This is a genomic window from Pantoea sp. X-Soil-OKNW-556 (assembly GCF_059730695.1).
Genome location: NZ_AP035990.1, coordinates 3,599,056 through 3,615,526, shown reverse-complemented (window position 1 = coordinate 3,615,526; position 16,471 = coordinate 3,599,056). Strand labels below are relative to the sequence as shown.

General features: G+C 56.5%; 18 protein-coding genes. 14 read left to right on the top strand and 4 right to left on the bottom strand.

Features of this window, described 5'->3' with window-relative positions:
• The first annotated feature begins 9 nt into the window (after positions 1–9).
• The 7 genes from AC6I8T_RS16860 (at position 10) to AC6I8T_RS16830 (ending at position 5,206) form a co-directional block, all read left to right on the top strand.
• Positions 10–861 (top strand): MurR/RpiR family transcriptional regulator, encoded by an 852-nt coding sequence (locus AC6I8T_RS16860; protein ID WP_208723685.1) that lies wholly within the window; start codon positions 10–12, stop codon positions 859–861.
• A 241-nt stretch (positions 862–1,102) separates the two neighbouring features.
• Positions 1,103–1,939 (top strand): transporter substrate-binding domain-containing protein, encoded by an 837-nt coding sequence (locus AC6I8T_RS16855; protein ID WP_497834162.1) that lies wholly within the window; start codon positions 1,103–1,105, stop codon positions 1,937–1,939.
• Positions 1,940–1,941: 2 nt separating this feature from the next.
• Complete coding sequence (locus AC6I8T_RS16850) at positions 1,942–2,574, top strand: DUF1989 domain-containing protein (protein ID WP_021184609.1); 633 nt, start codon at positions 1,942–1,944, stop codon at positions 2,572–2,574.
• Entirely contained in the window at positions 2,558–3,205 is a 648-nt protein-coding gene (locus AC6I8T_RS16845) for an urea carboxylase-associated family protein (protein ID WP_021184608.1), read from the top strand. The genes AC6I8T_RS16850 and AC6I8T_RS16845 overlap by 17 nt, the downstream gene beginning before the upstream one ends.
• A 3-nt stretch (positions 3,206–3,208) precedes the next feature.
• Entirely contained in the window at positions 3,209–3,859 is a 651-nt protein-coding gene (locus AC6I8T_RS16840) for an amino acid ABC transporter permease (RefSeq protein WP_497834161.1), read from the top strand.
• The gene (locus AC6I8T_RS16835; protein WP_208723688.1) at positions 3,859–4,524 is read left to right on the top strand and encodes an amino acid ABC transporter permease; all 666 of its coding nucleotides are present in this window, start codon (positions 3,859–3,861) and stop codon (positions 4,522–4,524) included. The genes AC6I8T_RS16840 and AC6I8T_RS16835 overlap by 1 nt, the downstream gene beginning before the upstream one ends.
• Positions 4,525–4,537: 13 nt before the next feature.
• Positions 4,538–5,206, top strand: coding sequence for a DUF1989 domain-containing protein (locus AC6I8T_RS16830; RefSeq protein WP_208723689.1), 669 nt, complete (start codon positions 4,538–4,540; stop codon positions 5,204–5,206).
• Between the two features lie 128 nt (positions 5,207–5,334).
• Here AC6I8T_RS16830 and AC6I8T_RS16825 read toward each other — a convergent pair whose 3' ends face one another.
• A complete protein-coding gene (locus AC6I8T_RS16825) occupies positions 5,335–5,961 on the bottom strand; it encodes a hypothetical protein (protein WP_036626568.1) in 627 nt (208 codons plus the stop codon).
• Positions 5,962–6,338: 377 nt separating this feature from the next.
• Between AC6I8T_RS16825 and AC6I8T_RS16820 the strand changes: the two genes are divergently transcribed.
• A complete protein-coding gene (locus AC6I8T_RS16820) occupies positions 6,339–7,502 on the top strand; it encodes an MFS transporter (RefSeq protein WP_021184603.1) in 1,164 nt (387 codons plus the stop codon).
• On the opposite strand, the gene AC6I8T_RS16815 is transcribed toward AC6I8T_RS16820, so the two are convergent.
• The gene (locus tag AC6I8T_RS16815; protein WP_208723690.1) at positions 7,499–8,419 is read right to left on the bottom strand and encodes a LysR family transcriptional regulator; all 921 of its coding nucleotides are present in this window, start codon (positions 8,417–8,419) and stop codon (positions 7,499–7,501) included. The genes AC6I8T_RS16820 and AC6I8T_RS16815 overlap by 4 nt on opposite strands.
• 110 nt (positions 8,420–8,529) lie before the next feature.
• On the opposite strand from AC6I8T_RS16815, the gene lysA reads away from it, so the two are divergent.
• Positions 8,530–9,783 carry a diaminopimelate decarboxylase gene (gene lysA / locus AC6I8T_RS16810; protein ID WP_497834160.1) on the top strand — a complete coding sequence of 418 codons (1,254 nt, stop codon included), beginning with the start codon at positions 8,530–8,532 and terminating at the stop codon, positions 9,781–9,783.
• A gap of 38 nt (positions 9,784–9,821) precedes the next feature.
• Here lysA and AC6I8T_RS16805 read toward each other — a convergent pair whose 3' ends face one another.
• Positions 9,822–10,133, bottom strand: a complete 312-nt coding sequence (locus AC6I8T_RS16805) for a PTS lactose/cellobiose transporter subunit IIA (RefSeq protein ID WP_208723692.1) — start codon at positions 10,131–10,133, stop codon at positions 9,822–9,824.
• A 180-nt stretch (positions 10,134–10,313) separates the two neighbouring features.
• Between AC6I8T_RS16805 and AC6I8T_RS16800 the strand changes: the two genes are divergently transcribed.
• The 5 genes from AC6I8T_RS16800 (at position 10,314) to AC6I8T_RS16780 (ending at position 14,718) form a co-directional block, all read left to right on the top strand.
• Complete coding sequence (locus AC6I8T_RS16800) at positions 10,314–11,648, top strand: PTS sugar transporter subunit IIC (RefSeq protein ID WP_021184599.1); 1,335 nt, start codon at positions 10,314–10,316, stop codon at positions 11,646–11,648.
• A gap of 9 nt (positions 11,649–11,657) precedes the next feature.
• Positions 11,658–13,085, top strand: a complete 1,428-nt coding sequence (locus tag AC6I8T_RS16795; RefSeq protein WP_208723693.1) for a glycoside hydrolase family 1 protein — start codon at positions 11,658–11,660, stop codon at positions 13,083–13,085.
• A gap of 10 nt (positions 13,086–13,095) precedes the next feature.
• The gene (locus AC6I8T_RS16790; RefSeq protein WP_021184597.1) at positions 13,096–13,413 is read left to right on the top strand and encodes a PTS sugar transporter subunit IIB; all 318 of its coding nucleotides are present in this window, start codon (positions 13,096–13,098) and stop codon (positions 13,411–13,413) included.
• Positions 13,414–13,492: 79 nt separating this feature from the next.
• Entirely contained in the window at positions 13,493–14,266 is a 774-nt protein-coding gene (locus AC6I8T_RS16785; RefSeq protein WP_208725551.1) for an FCD domain-containing protein, read from the top strand.
• Entirely contained in the window at positions 14,266–14,718 is a 453-nt protein-coding gene (locus tag AC6I8T_RS16780) for a GNAT family N-acetyltransferase (protein ID WP_208723694.1), read from the top strand. Before AC6I8T_RS16785 ends, AC6I8T_RS16780 begins: the two co-directional genes overlap by 1 nt.
• 77 nt (positions 14,719–14,795) lie before the next feature.
• Here AC6I8T_RS16780 and AC6I8T_RS16775 read toward each other — a convergent pair whose 3' ends face one another.
• Positions 14,796–16,319, bottom strand: a complete 1,524-nt coding sequence (locus AC6I8T_RS16775) for a methyl-accepting chemotaxis protein (RefSeq protein WP_021184594.1) — start codon at positions 16,317–16,319, stop codon at positions 14,796–14,798.
• Positions 16,320–16,471: the final 152 nt, after the last annotated feature.

Genomic DNA, 16,471 nt, shown 5'->3' with positions numbered 1-16,471 from the left:
GGATCCACCATGAGTGCAAAAACGGCATCACTGGAAGGCCGGATTCGTCAGCACTGGGAGCAACTCTCCAGCCACGAACAGCGGCTGGCCGACGTACTGCTGGCAGCCCCAGGCCAGCTCGCCATGAATACCGCCACTGAACTGGCGCACAGCGCCGGGGTTTCCAAAGCCACCACCACGCGTTTTTTCCGCCACCTCGGTTATGAAAGCTACGAAGCCGCTCGCCGTCAGGCGCGTGATATGCAGAGCAGCGGTTCACCGCTTTATCTGCAAGCCGCACCCAGCGCTTCACCGCTCGACAGCATCATGCAGCAACATCTGGAAAAAGAGATCGCCAATCTGGTGAACAGCTATCGCACGCTGGAGAGCAGCCAGTTGCAGGATGCGGTCAGCGCCATCGCCCGCGCACGGCGCGTGGTGGTGATGGGCTGGCGTCATAGCCAGACCATTGCGCAACTGATCTATCGCGATCTGATCCACGTTCACCCCGATATACGCCTGCTGCCTCGCCCCGGCGATTCGCTGGCGGAGCATCTGGCATCACTGAATGAACAGGATGTGGTGATTTGCGTTGGCCTGCGTCGTCGTATGCCAGCGTTAGAGGCCGCGATGAATGCGTTGGCCGAGCGCCAGGTACCGATGCTGTATCTGGCCGATGTGCTGTCCGGCAAACCGGCCCGCCATGCGCAATGGGTGGTACGCTGCCACACCGACAGTAGCCTGATTTTTGACAGCACCGCTGCACTCTCCGGCATCTGCAACTTGCTGTGCTCCCTGGTGGCGCGCGAGATGGGCAAAGCCAGCAACGATTACCTCGCCCAGGTTGAAGCGCTGCACCAATCCCTCGACGAACTCGAATAACGCCCCGCGCTGGCGCATATTGCACCCGCCATTGCACCGAAATGGTGCGCTGGCGGGCATCCCTGTTTCCAATGTATGAAATCACAGAAACGACAAATATGAACTAAGAAACAAATGTTTCTTTATGATTGTACAGGGAAAAATGATATCCCCGACCCTGGTATGCGTGGTGTGTGAAAAATCTGGCACAAAATATGCTCAGAAGAAAAAGACATTTCACCAACACCAGGGAAACACCATAATGAAAAAAACCGCTTGGCTCATCGCCGCACTTTTATCTGTTGGATCGCTGGCACAGGCGCAAGCCGATACGCTGGCCGATATCAAAAGCAGCGGCAAAATCACCGTCGGTATCGACCCGACATTTCCTCCGTATGAGTACACCGACGACAGCGGCGCGATCACTGGCTACAGCGTGGCGATCATGCAATCCTTCGCCAAAGATCTCGGCGTGAAACTGGAGTTTCAGAAAACCGCCTTCAGCGGCATTTTGCCGGGCCTGATTTCCGGCTCGTTTAACGCCGAAGGTTCCTCCCTCAATGTCACCGCCGAACGGGCGAAAAAAGTGCTGTTCACCGTGCCCTACAGCAAAACCGTCAACGGTGTGCTGGTGCGCGAAGATGAAGCCAAAACCTTTAGCGGCAAAACCCTCAGCCCGGAAAGTCTGTCCGGCCTGCGCGGTGCCGTGAAAAGCGCCAGCGTGCCAGAACAATTGTTGAAAGGCTTTAACGACGAACTGAAAAAAGCCGGTAAGAAACCGATCACCATCATCAGCGTCGATTCGCTGGATCAAACCGTCAGCACCCTGATGACCAAACGCGCGGATTTCGTCTACGACGATATCTCCGTGCTGGCGCCGGTGGTGAAGAAGTACCCGAGCAAAGTGGCGCAGGTCGGAGAAGTCGGTCCGTCACAATGGATGGGTTGGGCAACGCGTAAAGAAGACGGCAGCCTGAACAAAGCTCTGAGCGACCACATTCTGGCGATGCAGAAAGATGGCGAGCTGACCAGGCTGCAACAGCAGTATCTCGGCACCACCTTTACCGTTCCGTCCAGCGATTTCATTCCCCAGGAGTAATTATGTGTCAGTCAACCCTGACGGTCCCGGCGGGCCACGGCAAAACCTTCCGTGTGCGCAAAGGGCAGTTTATTACCGTCATTGATAGCGAAGGGCAGCAGGCCGCGGATTTTGTCGCGGTCAATGCCGACGACCTGAACGAAAAGCTGTCGCCGGTCCATACCCGTCAGCATCTGCGTTCGCTGTTTTTCAAACCGGGTGATGCGTTGTGGTCGAGCGAGAACCGTCCCCTGTTGCGCATCGTTGCCGACACCATCGGCATTCACGATGCCAACGTGCCGGCCTGCGATCGCACCCGCTTCAGCGTGGATTTCGGCGTCGAAGGTCATCGCAACTGCGTGGATAATCTGCTGGAAGGCATGAAGGCCTATGGCGTGACCTATTTCAGCCTGCCGGAGCCGTTCAACCTGTTCCAGAACGGTCCGGTCACTGCCGATGGCCGTATGGAGGTGACTGACCCCCACAGCAAAGCGGGCGACAGCATCACCTTTGAAGCACTGTGCGACCTGATTTGCTCCGTCTCTTCCTGCCCGCAGGACATCATTCCGGGCAATGGTTTACAGGTGACGCCCATCGATATTCGCGTCAGCGATCACTACCACGCCGAGGAGAAGTCGCATGCTGTTAATGCGTGAGAGTTATGAAGAAACCGCGGTGCGGACCCTCGCAGCACCGATTGAGGTCACCGCGGGAGGTGTAGCATCGATTCGTGTGCTGCGTGGTCAACTGCTGCGTATCACCGCGCTGGGCGAAGGGGCGGTCGCGTCGTTGTTCGGTTTTAGCCTGCAAGACCCGGCGGTGTGGCTGTCGGTGCATCATACCCGCGTATTCAGCAACAGCTACCTGTTGGGTTCCGGGATGCGCCTGGTCAACAACCGTCGTCGTCCGATGATGGTGTTGGGCAAAGATAGCGTCAAACGTCACGACCTGCTGCTGCCCGGTTCCACTACGGCGTTTCTGGCAGAGCGAGGCTACGGCGGCGAAGGCTGTATCGAAGCGGTCAGCGGCGAACTGGCTCGTCTGGGCATGACGGTGCCGAAACTGCCGGACCCGATCAACCTGTTTATGCATGTCAAACTGACGCGTGAAGGCGACATCCTGCCGGAACAAAACCTTACCCAGCCAGGTGACAGCATTACCTGTCGCGTGGTGATGGACACGCGTTTCATCGTTTCCGCCTGCAATACCGGCATCGAGGGGAATGACAAGCCCGCACCGCTGCGGTTGTCAGTGGCGGAAAACCTGACGGATTTTAACGCGGAGTAAGCAATGGGGCTGGATCAACAGGTAATAGCCGCGCTGCCGGAACTGGGGCACGGTCTGCTGATGACGCTGGTGCTGACGGTACTGGCGTCAATGGTGAGCGTAGTGATGGGGCAGCTTGGCTGTTTCCTGCAACTGCGCCGTGCCTGGATCTGGCGCTTTATTGGCCGTCTCTACGTGAGCATGATGCGTGGCACCCCGGCCATTGTTCAGCTGTTTGTGGTGTTTTTTACTCTACCGCGCCTGGGGCTGGGTGGTCAGCCGATGCTTGCAGCTGTGGTGGCGATTGGTCTGAACAGTGGTGCGTACGTGGCGGAAATTCTGCGCGTTAACCGCAGTCTGGTGACGCGCGGTCAGTTGGAGGCCGCCCGGACGTTGGGGTTAAGCCGCGCGCTGACCTGGTGGTATGTCATCAATCCCCAGGTCATGCGCGCCAGCCTGCCAATGCTGGTGAATGAATTCACCATTTTGCTGAAAACCACGCCACTGGCCTCGGTGGTGGCGCTGACGGAGTTGACCTATGCCGGTCAGATCGTTATCGCCCGCACTTATGATGCGACTCAGGTGTTGTTGCTGATGGCAGCGGGGTATCTGTTAATTGCCTTGCCGCTGATTAGCGCGGCACGGCGGCTGGAAGCGAAACGGAGGCTGGCATAATGGATTGGCAGGCGATTGCGACCTCATTGCCGTCGTTAGGTGACGGCCTGATTGCCACCCTGCAACTGTGTGCGGTGGCGGCCCTCTGTTCCTTACTGTGGGGCGGATTGATGGCGTGGATGCTGATGCGCGCCTCGCCGTTCTGGCTAAAAATTCTCAACCTCTACAGCGGGTTAACCCTGGCGCTGCCCTTGCTGGTGGTGATCTATCTGCTCTATTTCGTGCTGCCGGAGTATGACATCACCCTCTCTTCACCGGTAGTTGGGGTGCTGGCGTTAACGCTCTATTACGCGCCTTACATCGCGCAGGTCATCCGCGCCGCGATTGCCGCGCTGCCGCAAGGCCAGTGGGAGGCGTGCCGCGTACTCGGTCTTAGCCGCAGCGAGCAACTGCGTGATGTGGTACTGCCGCAGACGCTGCCGCAAATGTTATCGCCGCTGGTCGGGTTAACCATTGGTTTGATTAAAGACTCTGCGCTCTTATCGATTGTTTCGGTGCAGGAGTTTATGTACGCCGCCAAACAGGCGATTTCTGATACCTACGCGCCGCTGGAGATCTACCTGACGGTAGCACTCTGCTACTGGCTGCTGAACAGCTTGATTGACTGGCTGGCGCGTTGTCTTGAATCCCGCATGACGCGCTATCGTCGCGGCTTGCAGCATTAATCTGGAGAACAACATGTCAGCTGAATTTCAGCAACGCGCTATCGTCACTATCCCGGCGCGCTACGGTAAAGCCGTTCGTCTCAACAAGGGCGAAGCGGTACAGGTGATCAACCTGCACGGCACCCAGGTGGTGGATTGCTGGGCTTATAACGCGGAAGACGTGAGCGAGTATATGTGTATGGAGGCGACGCGTGTCTGGAACCAGCGCCTCAACCCAAAGGTGGGCGATAGCTTTATCACCAGCCAGCGCCACCCGATTCTGACGCTGGTGGCTGACACCTCGCCAGGCGTGCACGACACCTTTATGGCTGCCTGTGATGCCCGCCGTTATGAACTGCTGGGCTGCACCGAACCACACCGCAACTGTCACGATAACCTGCATGAAGGGCTGGCAGAGCTGGGGGTGACACTGCCGCACGGCAATCTGGCGTCGTTCAATATCTTTATGAATATTCAGGTACAACCTGATGGCATCACCCTGAAGACGCTACCGGTGGTGACCAAACCGGGCGATTACATTGTGCTGCGCGCCGAAATGGATTGTTTTGTGGCGTTCTCGGCCTGCCCGCAGGATATCGTCAGTATTCAGGGGCAGGGCGATAACACGCCGCGCGACGCGGAGTTGCGCATTCTGACCAGCGGTTTCCCGCAGGTGAAATTACAGGGGCCGTGGGTGCCCTGACCCTCACCCTAACCCTCTCCCGCCAGCGGGAGAGGGGACTGCATTGTGCACGGTTTACTATATTGCACATCTCCCTCTCCCTCATGGGAGAGGGACGGGGTGAGGGTAACAGGCCGCACTTCACGACTTTACGACTTCATCACCCCATCCAGCCACTTCTGGAAGCGTCCATAAGGCACGTACAGCGCCACATCCTTATACAACGTCTTCCCACTGTGATTGTCGTTAATCCGGCTACTGTAGCCCACGATAACCCCGGCCAGGGTATTGTCGCTGGCGTTGTACACCGCACCGCCAGACATGCCTTTCACCACGCCAGCATTGGCGGCAACCACCACGCAACTGGCTTTATTCCAGTCATTTACCAGCGTGGTATTGATCAGATTCTGCCCGTTGGACGCCACCGGCAGCGCGGTAATAAAGCTGTAGCCGTAGAGATTGACGTCGTCGCCAATCCGGCCATTGCGAAAATGCGGAGGCAAATTCGCCTCATCATTTTTGTGATATACCACGGCGAGATCGCATTCCGGGTGCCATGCCTTCACCCGATACAATGAATATTTCGCCACATGGGCAGCCGTCAGGCTGTACTCAGGGGTGAGCGGGATAACGCTGCCCAGCGAACCGACACCCAGCACTGTCGGGATACCGGTGAAGGTCATATCGACCCGTTTTTCTGCTTCTTTACTGTACTCGTAGTGTCCGACAGAACAGCCACTCAGGCAGCCGATCGTTAAGGCCATGAGCCATCGCATACGCTCCCCCCTTTGAAGAATGACGAGACATTACCAGGCAATCCATTGGGGTATCGGCAACGCGTAAATTTCCTTTAAGGAGTGGATCGCCGTCAAAATGAGAGGGTGATCACAACCAGTGTTCAAGAATAGCGTGAAAAATCAGCTTCGTGAGAGAAATGGGAAAAGGCCTAATTGCAAAAGGTCCATTAACAGATGTGAACAATTGTTGCGGTGGCGGCAAAATATCCTTGCTGCAACCGGGGTGTATGCCCGAAGGTGGCTATGCTTTAATACTCAATGTGACGCAGTTCAAAAATTTATAAGCGTCCGCTGTAACCATTCCACGTTCGTGGGGTGGCCCGCCTGCAAAATTATCGTTATTGGGAGAGTGTGTTATGCCTGTTGCATTACTGGCGCTGGCGCTGAGTGCGTTCGCCATCGGCACCACGGAATTTGTCATCATGGGATTGCTACCGGAAGTGGCGGGCGATCTCCAGGTGTCGATTCCCTCTGCGGGATGGCTGATCAGTGGCTATGCGCTGGGTGTCGCCATTGGCGCGCCAATTATGGCGCTGCTGACCGCCAAACTGCCGCGTAAACGGACTCTGGTACTGCTGATGAGCATCTTTATCATCGGCAACGTATTGTGTGCGCTGGCCTACAGTTACGATCTGCTGATGATGGCGCGTATCGTCACCGCGCTGTGCCACGGTGCATTTTTTGGTATCGGTTCAGTGGTGGCGGCCAGCCTGGTTGCGCCGAGTCGTCAGGCATCGGCTGTCGCCCTGATGTTCACCGGCCTGACGCTGGCAAACGTACTGGGCGTACCGTTAGGCACCTGGTTTGGTCAGATGTTTGGTTGGCGCGCCACCTTCTGGGGCGTGGCGATTATCGGTATCCTTGCGTTTGCCGCGTTAATTGTCAGCCTGCCAACCAATAAAGAAGAGAAGCCGGTGCATCTGGCAAGTGAAGTCAGTGCGCTGGCGAATGGCAAGCTGTGGTTGTCGTTGCTGATGACGGTGTGCTTTGCCGCTGCCATGTTCGCGTTGTTCAGCTACATTGCGCCGCTGCTGTTGCAGGTCACCGGCATCAGCGATCGTGGCGTGAGCTGGACTTTGTTCCTGATTGGCGCGGGCCTGACGGTCGGTAACATCCTCGGCGGCAAGCTGGCCGACTGGAAAGTCTCTTTCAGCCTGGTCCTCAGCTTCTCACTGATTGCGCTGTTTTCACTGCTGTTTAGCTGGACCAGCCATGCGCTGTGGCTGGCCGAGATTACGCTGTTCCTGTGGGCGATGGCGACCTTCGCCACCGTACCGGGTCTGCAAATTAACGTGGTACGTCATGGCAAAGATGCCCCCAACCTGGTGTCGACGCTGAACATCTCCGCGTTTAACGTTGGCAATGCGCTCGGTGCCTGGGTTGGCGGTGCGGTGATCGACAAAGGCTACGGCCTGACGGCAGTGCCGGTCGCGGCAGCGGCGCTGGCGGCGATTGGTCTGATTGTTTGCCTGATCACCTTCCGTAAATCCGGCGGGCAGGGCGAGGCGGTGCGCGCTTAAACCAGACGCTCGGCAATGCGCTGGGGGAACGCCGCGACCTGTTGTTGCAAATGGTCGCAGAAGTGGTCCACCAGCGCAGAAGCCGGGCGATGCTGCGGCCGTACCAGGCTGATGGTGAATGGCACCGCAATGCTGAAGCGTCGCATCACCACTCCGCTGTCGGCGTAATCCAGCGCCGTCAGCGGGTTAACAATCGAAACCCCCACGCCCGCGCGTACCATCGCGCACACCGATGCGGCGCTATGCGTCTCCAGCACCAACCGCCGTTCAACCCCCTGCTCATGAAACAACGAATCCAGTAACTGACGATAACTATCGCTACGCGACAGGCTGACATAGTTCTCGCCCTGGAAATCTTGCGGCGTCAGCACCGCGCGCTGACACAGTGGATGCTGCGGCGGCAGTACGCATACCTCATCGCAGGTCAGCAGTGCAACGCGTTCGGTGCCAGCCGGAGCGTGCTGGGTTTCCGTCAGGCCCAGATCGTAACGCTGCGCCGACAGCCACTCCTCCAGCAACGGTGACTCCTGCGGGATGATGTTCATACTGACCTGAGGATAGCGTTGCAAAAACGGTTGGCACAGTGGCGGCAGCAGCGACTGGGAAAACACCGGCAGACAGGCGATGGAGAGTTCGCCCTGACGGAACTGACGCAGGCCGTCGGCGGCATCCATGATGCGATCCAGCCCGTACCACGAGCGTTGCACCTCTTCAAACAGACGCAATCCCTGCACCGTGGGTTGTAACCGACCACGCACACGTTCAAACAGTTTCAGGCCAAGCTGCTGTTCCAGCCGCGCCAGCTCTCGGCTGACGGTAGGCTGCGAGGTATGCAGCAGCGTGGCCGCCTGTGTCAGGTTGCCGCTGGTCATCACCGCATGGAAAATTTCGATATGTCGCCAGTTAATCTTTGCCATCACGCCCTCCGTTCAGTCCATATCATATTTGCATAGCTGATGCTAAAACAGATATTTTTCTGCATGGTATGGCTGTGGCTAAATAACGTTAACGTCACAGGAGAATTGCTATGCCACGTCCACTGAATAACACCGAAACCGCGTTGACCGCCGCCAATTTGCTGCCGCTGGCGCAGCACTACAGCGGCCCGTTCTGGGCCTATGATGCCAGCGTCATTCAGCAGCGCATTGCCCAGTTGAACCAGTTCGACGTGGTGCGTTTCGCCCAAAAGGCGTGTTCAAATATTCATATTCTGCGCCTGATGCGCGCGGCAGGAGTGAAGGTTGACTCCGTCTCGCTGGGCGAAATCGAGCGTGCGCTGGCGGCGGGTTATCAGCCGGGCGGCGAAGATATCGTGTTCACCGCCGATGTGCTGGACCAGCCCACGCTGGCGCGCATCGCCGAACTGAAAGTTCCGGTTAACGCCGGTTCAGTGGATATGCTGCATCAACTCGGTGCCGTGTCGACAGGCCATGCGGTATGGCTGCGTATCAACCCTGGCTTTGGCCACGGCCACAGCCAGAAAACCAACACCGGCGGTGAGAACAGCAAACACGGCATCTGGCACAGCGACCTGCCACAGGCACTGGAGGCGATTCAGCAGCACGGTCTGCGCCTCGTCGGCCTGCATATGCATATCGGTTCCGGTGTCGATTACGGCCATCTGCAACAGGTATGTGATGCGATGGTGGATCAGGTGGTGAGCTTTGGTCAGGACCTGGAGGCGATCTCTGCCGGTGGCGGTTTGTCGATCCCTTACCGTGTGGGTGAAGAGGCGATTGATACCGATCACTACTATGGCCTGTGGAACGGCGCGCGCGAACGTATCGCGGCGCACCTTGGTCATCCGGTGAAACTGGAAATTGAACCGGGTCGTTTCCTGGTGGCGGAATCCGGCGTATTGGTGTCTCAGGTTCGTGCGGTGAAAGAGATGGGCAGCCGCCACTTTGTGCTGGTGGATGCCGGATTCAGCGATCTGATGCGTCCGGCGATGTACGGTAGCTATCACCATATTTCCTTGCTGCCTGCCGATGGCCGTACGGTGAATGACAGCCAGAAAGTGGAGAGCGTGATTGCCGGTCCACTGTGCGAGTCGGGTGATGTGTTTACCCAGCTCGAAGGTGGCAAAGTGGAAACCCGCGCGCTACCTGCGGTGCAGATCGGTGATTATCTGGTGTTCCATGACACCGGGGCCTATGGTGCGTCGATGTCATCGAACTACAACAGCCGCCCGCTGATCCCGGAAGTTCTGTTTGAAAACGGCACCGCGCGTGAGATCCGCCGTGCGCAGACTATCCAGGAGTTGCTGGCGCTGGAGCTGTAAGTCCCGCCCCTTCCGTAGCGGCGCGATCGATCGCGCCGCTACGGACTAAGCAGTTCTTTGCGCAATAAGACTAATTCCCCCGCCAAATCCCGGCACAGCATCGCGGTCATCAGATGGTCCTGCGCATGCACCAGAATCAACGTCACCGGCACTTTGCCGCAGCCTTCATCCGCCCCAATCAGCGCGGTCTGGATCTTATGCGCCGCTTTCGCAGCCTCATCTGACGCGGCCAGCGCGGCATCGGCACCTTCCCAGTCCCCTTTGCGCGCCTGCTGGATCGCCATCATCGCCTGCGATCGTGCTTCACCGGCATTTATCAGCAACTCCATCATCGTTTGTTCAAAATCCATCCTCGCCTCGCTTATTGGTATGCCAAATTCATATTTTTGATGCTACCGGAATACCAAAAATAAGTTCCGCGAGCAAGATCACAGAAAGAAAACACAATGATCGCCATTTTGGTATGCCACAGCACGGAAGCTGATGCACAACACAGGAATGCTCCATTCAAAACGCTGAGGGTTGAACCAATGTCTCTACAGGACCGTCTTATCGATTCTCTGGGTAGCTTTGCCACGCGTTTCAATAGCTACCGCTATATCATGGCGATCAAAGCCTCGTTTATTACGCTGATGCCGGTGATCATCGTCGGCGCGTTTTCGGTATTGATCTCCAACATGGTGTTGGATGCGAAGAACGGCCTCGCCAGTTTCCAGGCGCTGGCGTTTCTCGCCGATCTGAAACCGATCACCAGCAGCATCAACTACGCCACGCTGAGTTTTCTTAACATTGGCGCGGTGTTCCTGATTGGTATCGAGCTGGGGCGTATCAACGGCATCAAAACGCTGTTCCCCGGCTTGCTGGCAATTATCTGCTTCGTCTCAGTTACCCCAACCACCTTGCAGATGCTGGTGGATGGTCAGATGCATCTGGTCACCGATGTGCTGGCGAAACAGTTCTCCGACACCAAAAGCCTGTTCCTCGGCATGTTTATCGCCATCCTGTCGGTGGAGATTTATTGCCGCCTGGAAAATGTGGAACGGCTGAAAATCAAAATGCCGGATACCGTGCCACCCAATGTCTCGGCCTCTTTCTCCGCGCTCATCCCGTCGATCATCACCGTCACGCTGGTTGCTACCTTTGGCTTTATCTTCCATCAGGTTACCGGCATGTACCTGTACGACGCGGTCTACAAGGTGGTGCAGCAGCCACTGGAGTCGGTGGTGCAGAGCCTGTGGGGCATTCTGTTGCTGATGTTTGTCGCGCAACTGTTTTGGGTGATTGGCATCCACGGCAACCAGATGATTAAGCCGATTCGCGAACCGCTGTTGCTGGGGGCGATTTTGGTCAATATGAACGCCTTCGAGCAGGGCAAAGAGGTGCCAAATATCATCACCATGCCGTTCTGGGATGTGTATATGAGCATCGGCGGTTCTGGCTTAACCATTGGTTTACTGACCGCCGTGATGCTGGCGACCAAACGCAAAGAGATGCGCGAAATTGCCAAGCTGTCGCTCGGGCCGGGGCTGTTCAACATCAACGAACCGGTGATCTTTGGTATGCCGATTATGCTCAACCCGATCCTTGCCATTCCCTTCATCATCACCCCGCTGGTAACCGGTTCGATTGGTTATTTCGCCACGGTGATGGGCTTTGCCGGAAAAGCGGTGGTGATGGTGCCCTGGACCACCCCGCCGATCATCAACGCCTGGCTCTCCACCGCCGGTTCAATGGGCGCGGTGGTGACGCAAATCATCTGTATCTGCGTGTCCGTATTGATTTACCTGCCGTTTGTGAAGGTGGCGGCGCGTCGTGCCGAGGCGGCAGAAGCGAAAAATCTGCAACCGGAACTGGCGCAAAACTAAGGAGCAAGCATGAGTACTTACAACATCCCACTGCCGGACGGCTTTATTTTGGGTGCGGCAGCATCGGCGTGGCAAACCGAGGGTTGGAGCGGCAAGAAGCCGGGGCAGGATTCGTATCTGGATGCCTGGTATACCAACGATCGTCATGTCTGGCATAACGGTTACGGTCCGGCGGTGGCGACGGATTTTATCAACCGTTTCCGCGAAGATGTCGCGCTGATGAAAGCGGCAGGTTTGACGCACTATCGTACTTCGATCAACTGGTCACGCTTTCTCACCGATTATGAAAACGCGGTGGTGGATGAGGAATACGCGGCCTATTACGACCAACTGATTGATGAAATGCAGCGCAACGGTATTGAACCGATGTTGTGCCTTGAACATTACGAACTCCCGGCACAGTTGCTGGAGCAGTACGGCGGCTGGCAGTCAAAGCATGTGGTGGAGCTGTTTATCCGCTATGCAGCGCAGGTTTTTGCCCGCTATGCCGGAAAAGTGACGCGCTGGTTTGTCTTCAACGAACCGATTGTGGTGCAGACCCGTGTCTATCTGGATGCGTTGCGCTGGCCGTATGAGCAGAACACCCACAAATGGATGCAGTGGAATCACCATAAAAATCTCGCGACAGCGAAAGTGGTACAACTGTTCCGCCAACAGGGCTATGCCGGGACGGTAGGCACCATCCTCAACCCGGAAGTCACTTATCCGCGCTCGTCGGCGGCGCATGATGTTAAAGCGGCGAAGATCTATGACCTGTTCTACAACCGGGTGTTTCTCGACCCGGCGATCAAAGGGGAGTATCCCGTCGAGCTGGTGCAGTTGCTGGAAAAGCACCAGGTGCAATGGGAGGTAACGTCCGAGGAACTGGCGATTATCGCGGCCAACACCGTCGATGAGGTCGGGTTAAATCTCTACTATCCGCACCGGGTAAAAGCCCCGTCGCGCGCCTGGCATCCGGAAACGCCATTCCATCCCGCTTATTACTACGAACATTTCGAGCTACCAGGCCGCCGCATGAATACCTCGCGGGGTTGGGAAATTCAGCCGTGCATCATCTATGACATGGCGCAACGCATGAAGGAGGAGTACGGCAACCTGCCGTGGTTTGTAGCGGAAAGTGGTATGGGTATTGAAAACGAAGCCCGTTTTAAAGATGCGCAGGGGGAAATTCAGGACGACTACCGTATCGCCTTTATTGCCGAGCATCTGTATCAGGCGGTGCGCGCCAGGGAGGCGGGCAGCAATTGTCAGGGTTATATGCTGTGGGCCTTCACCGATAACGTCTCGCCAATGAATGCGTTTAAAAATCGCTACGGATTAATTGAAATTGACCTGGATAACCAACGCCAGCGGCGAATGAAAAAGTCGGCGCACTGGTTTCGTCAGCTGCGCGACAACCAACAGCTGACGGTCAACATTGATGATGAAATGAAATAAGGACGCGAAGATGAAACGAATCGTACTGGCCTGCGCTGCGGGTATGTCAACCTCGATGGTGGTGACCCGCATGGAAAAAGAGGCAGCGGCACGCGGTCTTGAGTATCAAATCTATGCCATCCCGGAGCAAAACCTGCGGGAAGAGTTACAAAACTACGGCAACGAGGTGGCGGTGGTGCTGCTCGGCCCACAGGTGCGCTTTAAGCTGGAGGAGAACAAAAAGCTCACCGACAGCTATCAGCTGCCGATTGCGGTGATCGACACCGTTGCTTACGGTACGCTGAATGGTGCAAAGGTACTCGATCAGGCGCTGGCTTTGGTACACTAGCGGCCAGATTGCAGACAGGTTGCAGCCTGCCAGGGAGGCGGCTGCAACCTTGCGCGCCATGATGCAAAAAGGTGAAAGCGTGGAAAAAGCCGAAGCGCCACAAGAGAAAAAGCAGTATCAGGAAATTGGTCAGCATCTGCGCCAGCAAATCATTGATGGGCATTACCCGGTTGGCTCACGTCTGCCGCCGGAGCGTCAATTGGCCGAGACCTGGGGCGTCAGCCGTACCATCGTGCGTGAAGCTTTATTGATGCTGGAGCTGGAAGGAACGGTGGATATCCGTCAAAGCTCTGGCGTGTATGTGATGCGCATACCTTCCGACAGCGATGACGCGGAAGAGGCGTTTTTCCGCAGCGATGTTGGCCCGTTTGAGATGTTGCAGGCACGTCAGTTGCTGGAAAGCAACATTGCCGCGTTTGCCGCCAAAATGGCGACCAAAGCCGACATTGAAAACCTGCGCCGCACCCTTGAGCAAGAGCAGCGGGCTATTGCGCTTAATGACAGCAGCCAGGACAACGATAAGTTATTCCATCTGCTGCTGGCCGGGGCGACACAAAACCAGATGCTGCTGGACACCGTGACCAGCGTCTGGCGACATCATGAGGCCAGCCCGCTGTGGCAGCAGTTGCGCCCGCAGTTCGAAACCCGCGCTTATCGTCTGAAGTGGCTGGGCGATCATCAAACGATCCTTGCTGCGTTACGCCGCCGGGATGTGATGGGTTCGTGGCAGGCGATGTGGCAGCACCTGGAAAATGTGAAAAATACCCTGCTGGAGTTGTCCGATGCCGATGCGCCGGATTTTGACGGCTATTTGTTTGAATCGGTGCCGATCTTTCAGGGAAAATTGATGTAATGCAGATCCTGCCATTGAATGAAGTGCCGCAATTTGCCGAACAGATAACCGACTGGTTGTGGCAGGCGTTTGGTGCCGGGACCACGCGCGAGTTCTACGCCAGCATTGTGCAGAGCAGCCTGAACGGCGCTGATTTTCCTGTCACTTTTGTCGCGCTTGATGCGGGGCGGGCGGTTGGCACCGTGGGTTTCTGGCGTTGTGATTTGATCAGCCGCCAGGATCTCTATCCGTGGCTGGCGGCGTTGTATATCGATGAAAATGCCCGCGGGCAGGGTGTCAGCCAGGCGCTGCAACAACATGTTATCCACTACGCCCGGCAGCGTGGCTATAACCGGCTGTGGCTATGGTCAACCTTCGCCGGTTATTACGAGCGTTTCGGCTGGCAGTTTGCGGGCGAGGCGCTGGAGTATCCGCACACACGGGTACGTCTGTACCAGAAAAAACTGTCGTAGCGGCGCGATTTATCGCGCAATTCGGTGCACGGTGTAGGAAAAATCCGCGCGATAAATCGCGCCGCTACGGGAGGGGGTTAAGCGCGATTTAGGCGGAACGCCCCCACCAGCCGTGAGACATGCTCCGCCTGTTCCTGCAACGACTGTGACGCCGCCGACGCCTGCTCCACCAGTGCGGCGTTCTGCTGCGTCACATCATCCATTTGATCAATCGCCCGATGCACCTGGCTGATCCCCTGGCTTTGCTCTGCTGCCGCGGTAGAGATTTCACTGACCAGGCTGTTGACCTTTGATATCACCTCGTTGACGGATTGGATGCTATCGCCCACCTGCGCTGCCTGCTGGGCACCGGACTCAATCAAATTGGTTGAGGCTTCAATCAGCGTTTTAATTTCGCGCGCGGCAGTGGTGGAACGATGTGAGAGATTCCGCACTTCCCCGGCCACCACGGCAAACCCTTTACCGTGCTCCCCGGCGCGTGCGGCTTCTACTGCGGCGTTCAGCGCCAGGATATTGGTTTGAAACGCAATACCCTCAATCAGCCCGGTAATGTCTTTCACTTTCAGGGCGCTCAGATGAATGTCATTCATAGTGCTGAGCATGGTATTCAGCGACTCGGTGCTTTGCTGCGACAGGCTGCTGGCGTTATCCGCCAGTTGGGTAGCATCGCGGGTGTGATCGGCGGTCTGACGTACCGTTTCGCTCAGCTCGGTCATGCTGGACGCGGTCTGCTCCAGCGAGGCCGCCTGTTGTTCGGTGCGGGCAGAGAGGTCTTCATTACCGGCAGCAATTTGCGTTGAGGCGCTGCTCACTGAGCTGGCGGCGCTGTTCACCGCCGTCAGGGCCTGCGAAATATGGCGCATCAGCTTGTTAAAGGAACCCGCCATTTTGCTCACTTCATCATTGCGGCTCTCATCCGCTTCGAGCGTGAGATCGAGATGTTGCATGGCCTGCGCCATGATGGAGGAGATGTTATTCAGGCTGCGACGGATTTGCTTAATGGTCAGCAAAGCAAACACCACAATCATCAACACCGCCACGGTGATACCCGCCACCGTCGCCCAACTGACAAAATGGAAAATGGTGCGGTTGGTGGTACGGAGTTGATCTCCCATCGCCATATTCAGCGTCATCTGTTGGCGATAACCGGCAATCAGCTTTTGCAGTGTGCCGCCGACACCGTTAGCATTTGCCAGCACGTTCGGTTGATTAGCTTTTACCGCGTCGAGAAACGCGGGCAGACGCTGGCTCATCAGGTTAAGGGTGTCTGTCGCCTGTTGCGCCAGTTGGGCGTCTTTATCATCGGCGATATGGTTGTTCTGGTAAGCCTGCTGTTGGTCGCGAATGCCGGCGATCTGTTGCGTCAGCTGTGATTCAAGCGAATCTGTCGGGCTGTTTTGATATTGATACAAACTGAGCCACAGTTGTTGGCTACGGTCAGTGAGGTCACTCAGCAGTTTGATTGAGGGAATGGCGCGGCTTTGTACATTCTCGAAGCGATCCTGAAACCCGCTGATAAAGCTGATAGCCAGCGTCCCCTGCGCGATGATAACCGCGGTGATAAAACCCAGAGCCAGAAGTAAACGTCTGGAAATGCTCATCTTTCCTCCTTAAATTTCTATCGATCCTTGCTGGCAAGGCCAGAAAAGTCCGGCACAGGTATCGGCAGAAACGTTAAGAAGATGAGGGATATTTAACAGTCGTATTCCAATTTTGTGATGAATGCCCAGGGCGATTTTCATCGCCCTTACGG

What these genes read in the sequence shown, in the direction of transcription:
- AC6I8T_RS16790 (WP_021184597.1), top strand. Translation starts at nt 13,096, where the DNA reads ATGAAACGAATCGTACTGGCCTGCGCTGCGGGTATGTCAACCTCGATG.
- AC6I8T_RS16815 (WP_208723690.1), bottom strand. Translation starts at nt 8,419, where the DNA reads ATGGCAAAGATTAACTGGCGACATATCGAAATTTTCCATGCGGTGATG.
- AC6I8T_RS16775 (WP_021184594.1), bottom strand. Translation starts at nt 16,319, where the DNA reads ATGAGCATTTCCAGACGTTTACTTCTGGCTCTGGGTTTTATCACCGCG.
- AC6I8T_RS16855 (WP_497834162.1), top strand. Translation starts at nt 1,103, where the DNA reads ATGAAAAAAACCGCTTGGCTCATCGCCGCACTTTTATCTGTTGGATCG.
- lysA (WP_497834160.1), top strand. Translation starts at nt 8,530, where the DNA reads ATGCCACGTCCACTGAATAACACCGAAACCGCGTTGACCGCCGCCAAT.
- AC6I8T_RS16820 (WP_021184603.1), top strand. Translation starts at nt 6,339, where the DNA reads ATGCCTGTTGCATTACTGGCGCTGGCGCTGAGTGCGTTCGCCATCGGC.
- AC6I8T_RS16850 (WP_021184609.1), top strand. Translation starts at nt 1,942, where the DNA reads ATGTGTCAGTCAACCCTGACGGTCCCGGCGGGCCACGGCAAAACCTTC.
- AC6I8T_RS16830 (WP_208723689.1), top strand. Translation starts at nt 4,538, where the DNA reads ATGTCAGCTGAATTTCAGCAACGCGCTATCGTCACTATCCCGGCGCGC.
- AC6I8T_RS16840 (WP_497834161.1), top strand. Translation starts at nt 3,209, where the DNA reads ATGGGGCTGGATCAACAGGTAATAGCCGCGCTGCCGGAACTGGGGCAC.
- AC6I8T_RS16800 (WP_021184599.1), top strand. Translation starts at nt 10,314, where the DNA reads ATGTCTCTACAGGACCGTCTTATCGATTCTCTGGGTAGCTTTGCCACG.
- AC6I8T_RS16805 (WP_208723692.1), bottom strand. Translation starts at nt 10,133, where the DNA reads ATGGATTTTGAACAAACGATGATGGAGTTGCTGATAAATGCCGGTGAA.
- AC6I8T_RS16825 (WP_036626568.1), bottom strand. Translation starts at nt 5,961, where the DNA reads ATGCGATGGCTCATGGCCTTAACGATCGGCTGCCTGAGTGGCTGTTCT.
- AC6I8T_RS16795 (WP_208723693.1), top strand. Translation starts at nt 11,658, where the DNA reads ATGAGTACTTACAACATCCCACTGCCGGACGGCTTTATTTTGGGTGCG.
- AC6I8T_RS16845 (WP_021184608.1), top strand. Translation starts at nt 2,558, where the DNA reads ATGCTGTTAATGCGTGAGAGTTATGAAGAAACCGCGGTGCGGACCCTC.
- AC6I8T_RS16860 (WP_208723685.1), top strand. Translation starts at nt 10, where the DNA reads ATGAGTGCAAAAACGGCATCACTGGAAGGCCGGATTCGTCAGCACTGG.
- AC6I8T_RS16835 (WP_208723688.1), top strand. Translation starts at nt 3,859, where the DNA reads ATGGATTGGCAGGCGATTGCGACCTCATTGCCGTCGTTAGGTGACGGC.
- AC6I8T_RS16780 (WP_208723694.1), top strand. Translation starts at nt 14,266, where the DNA reads ATGCAGATCCTGCCATTGAATGAAGTGCCGCAATTTGCCGAACAGATA.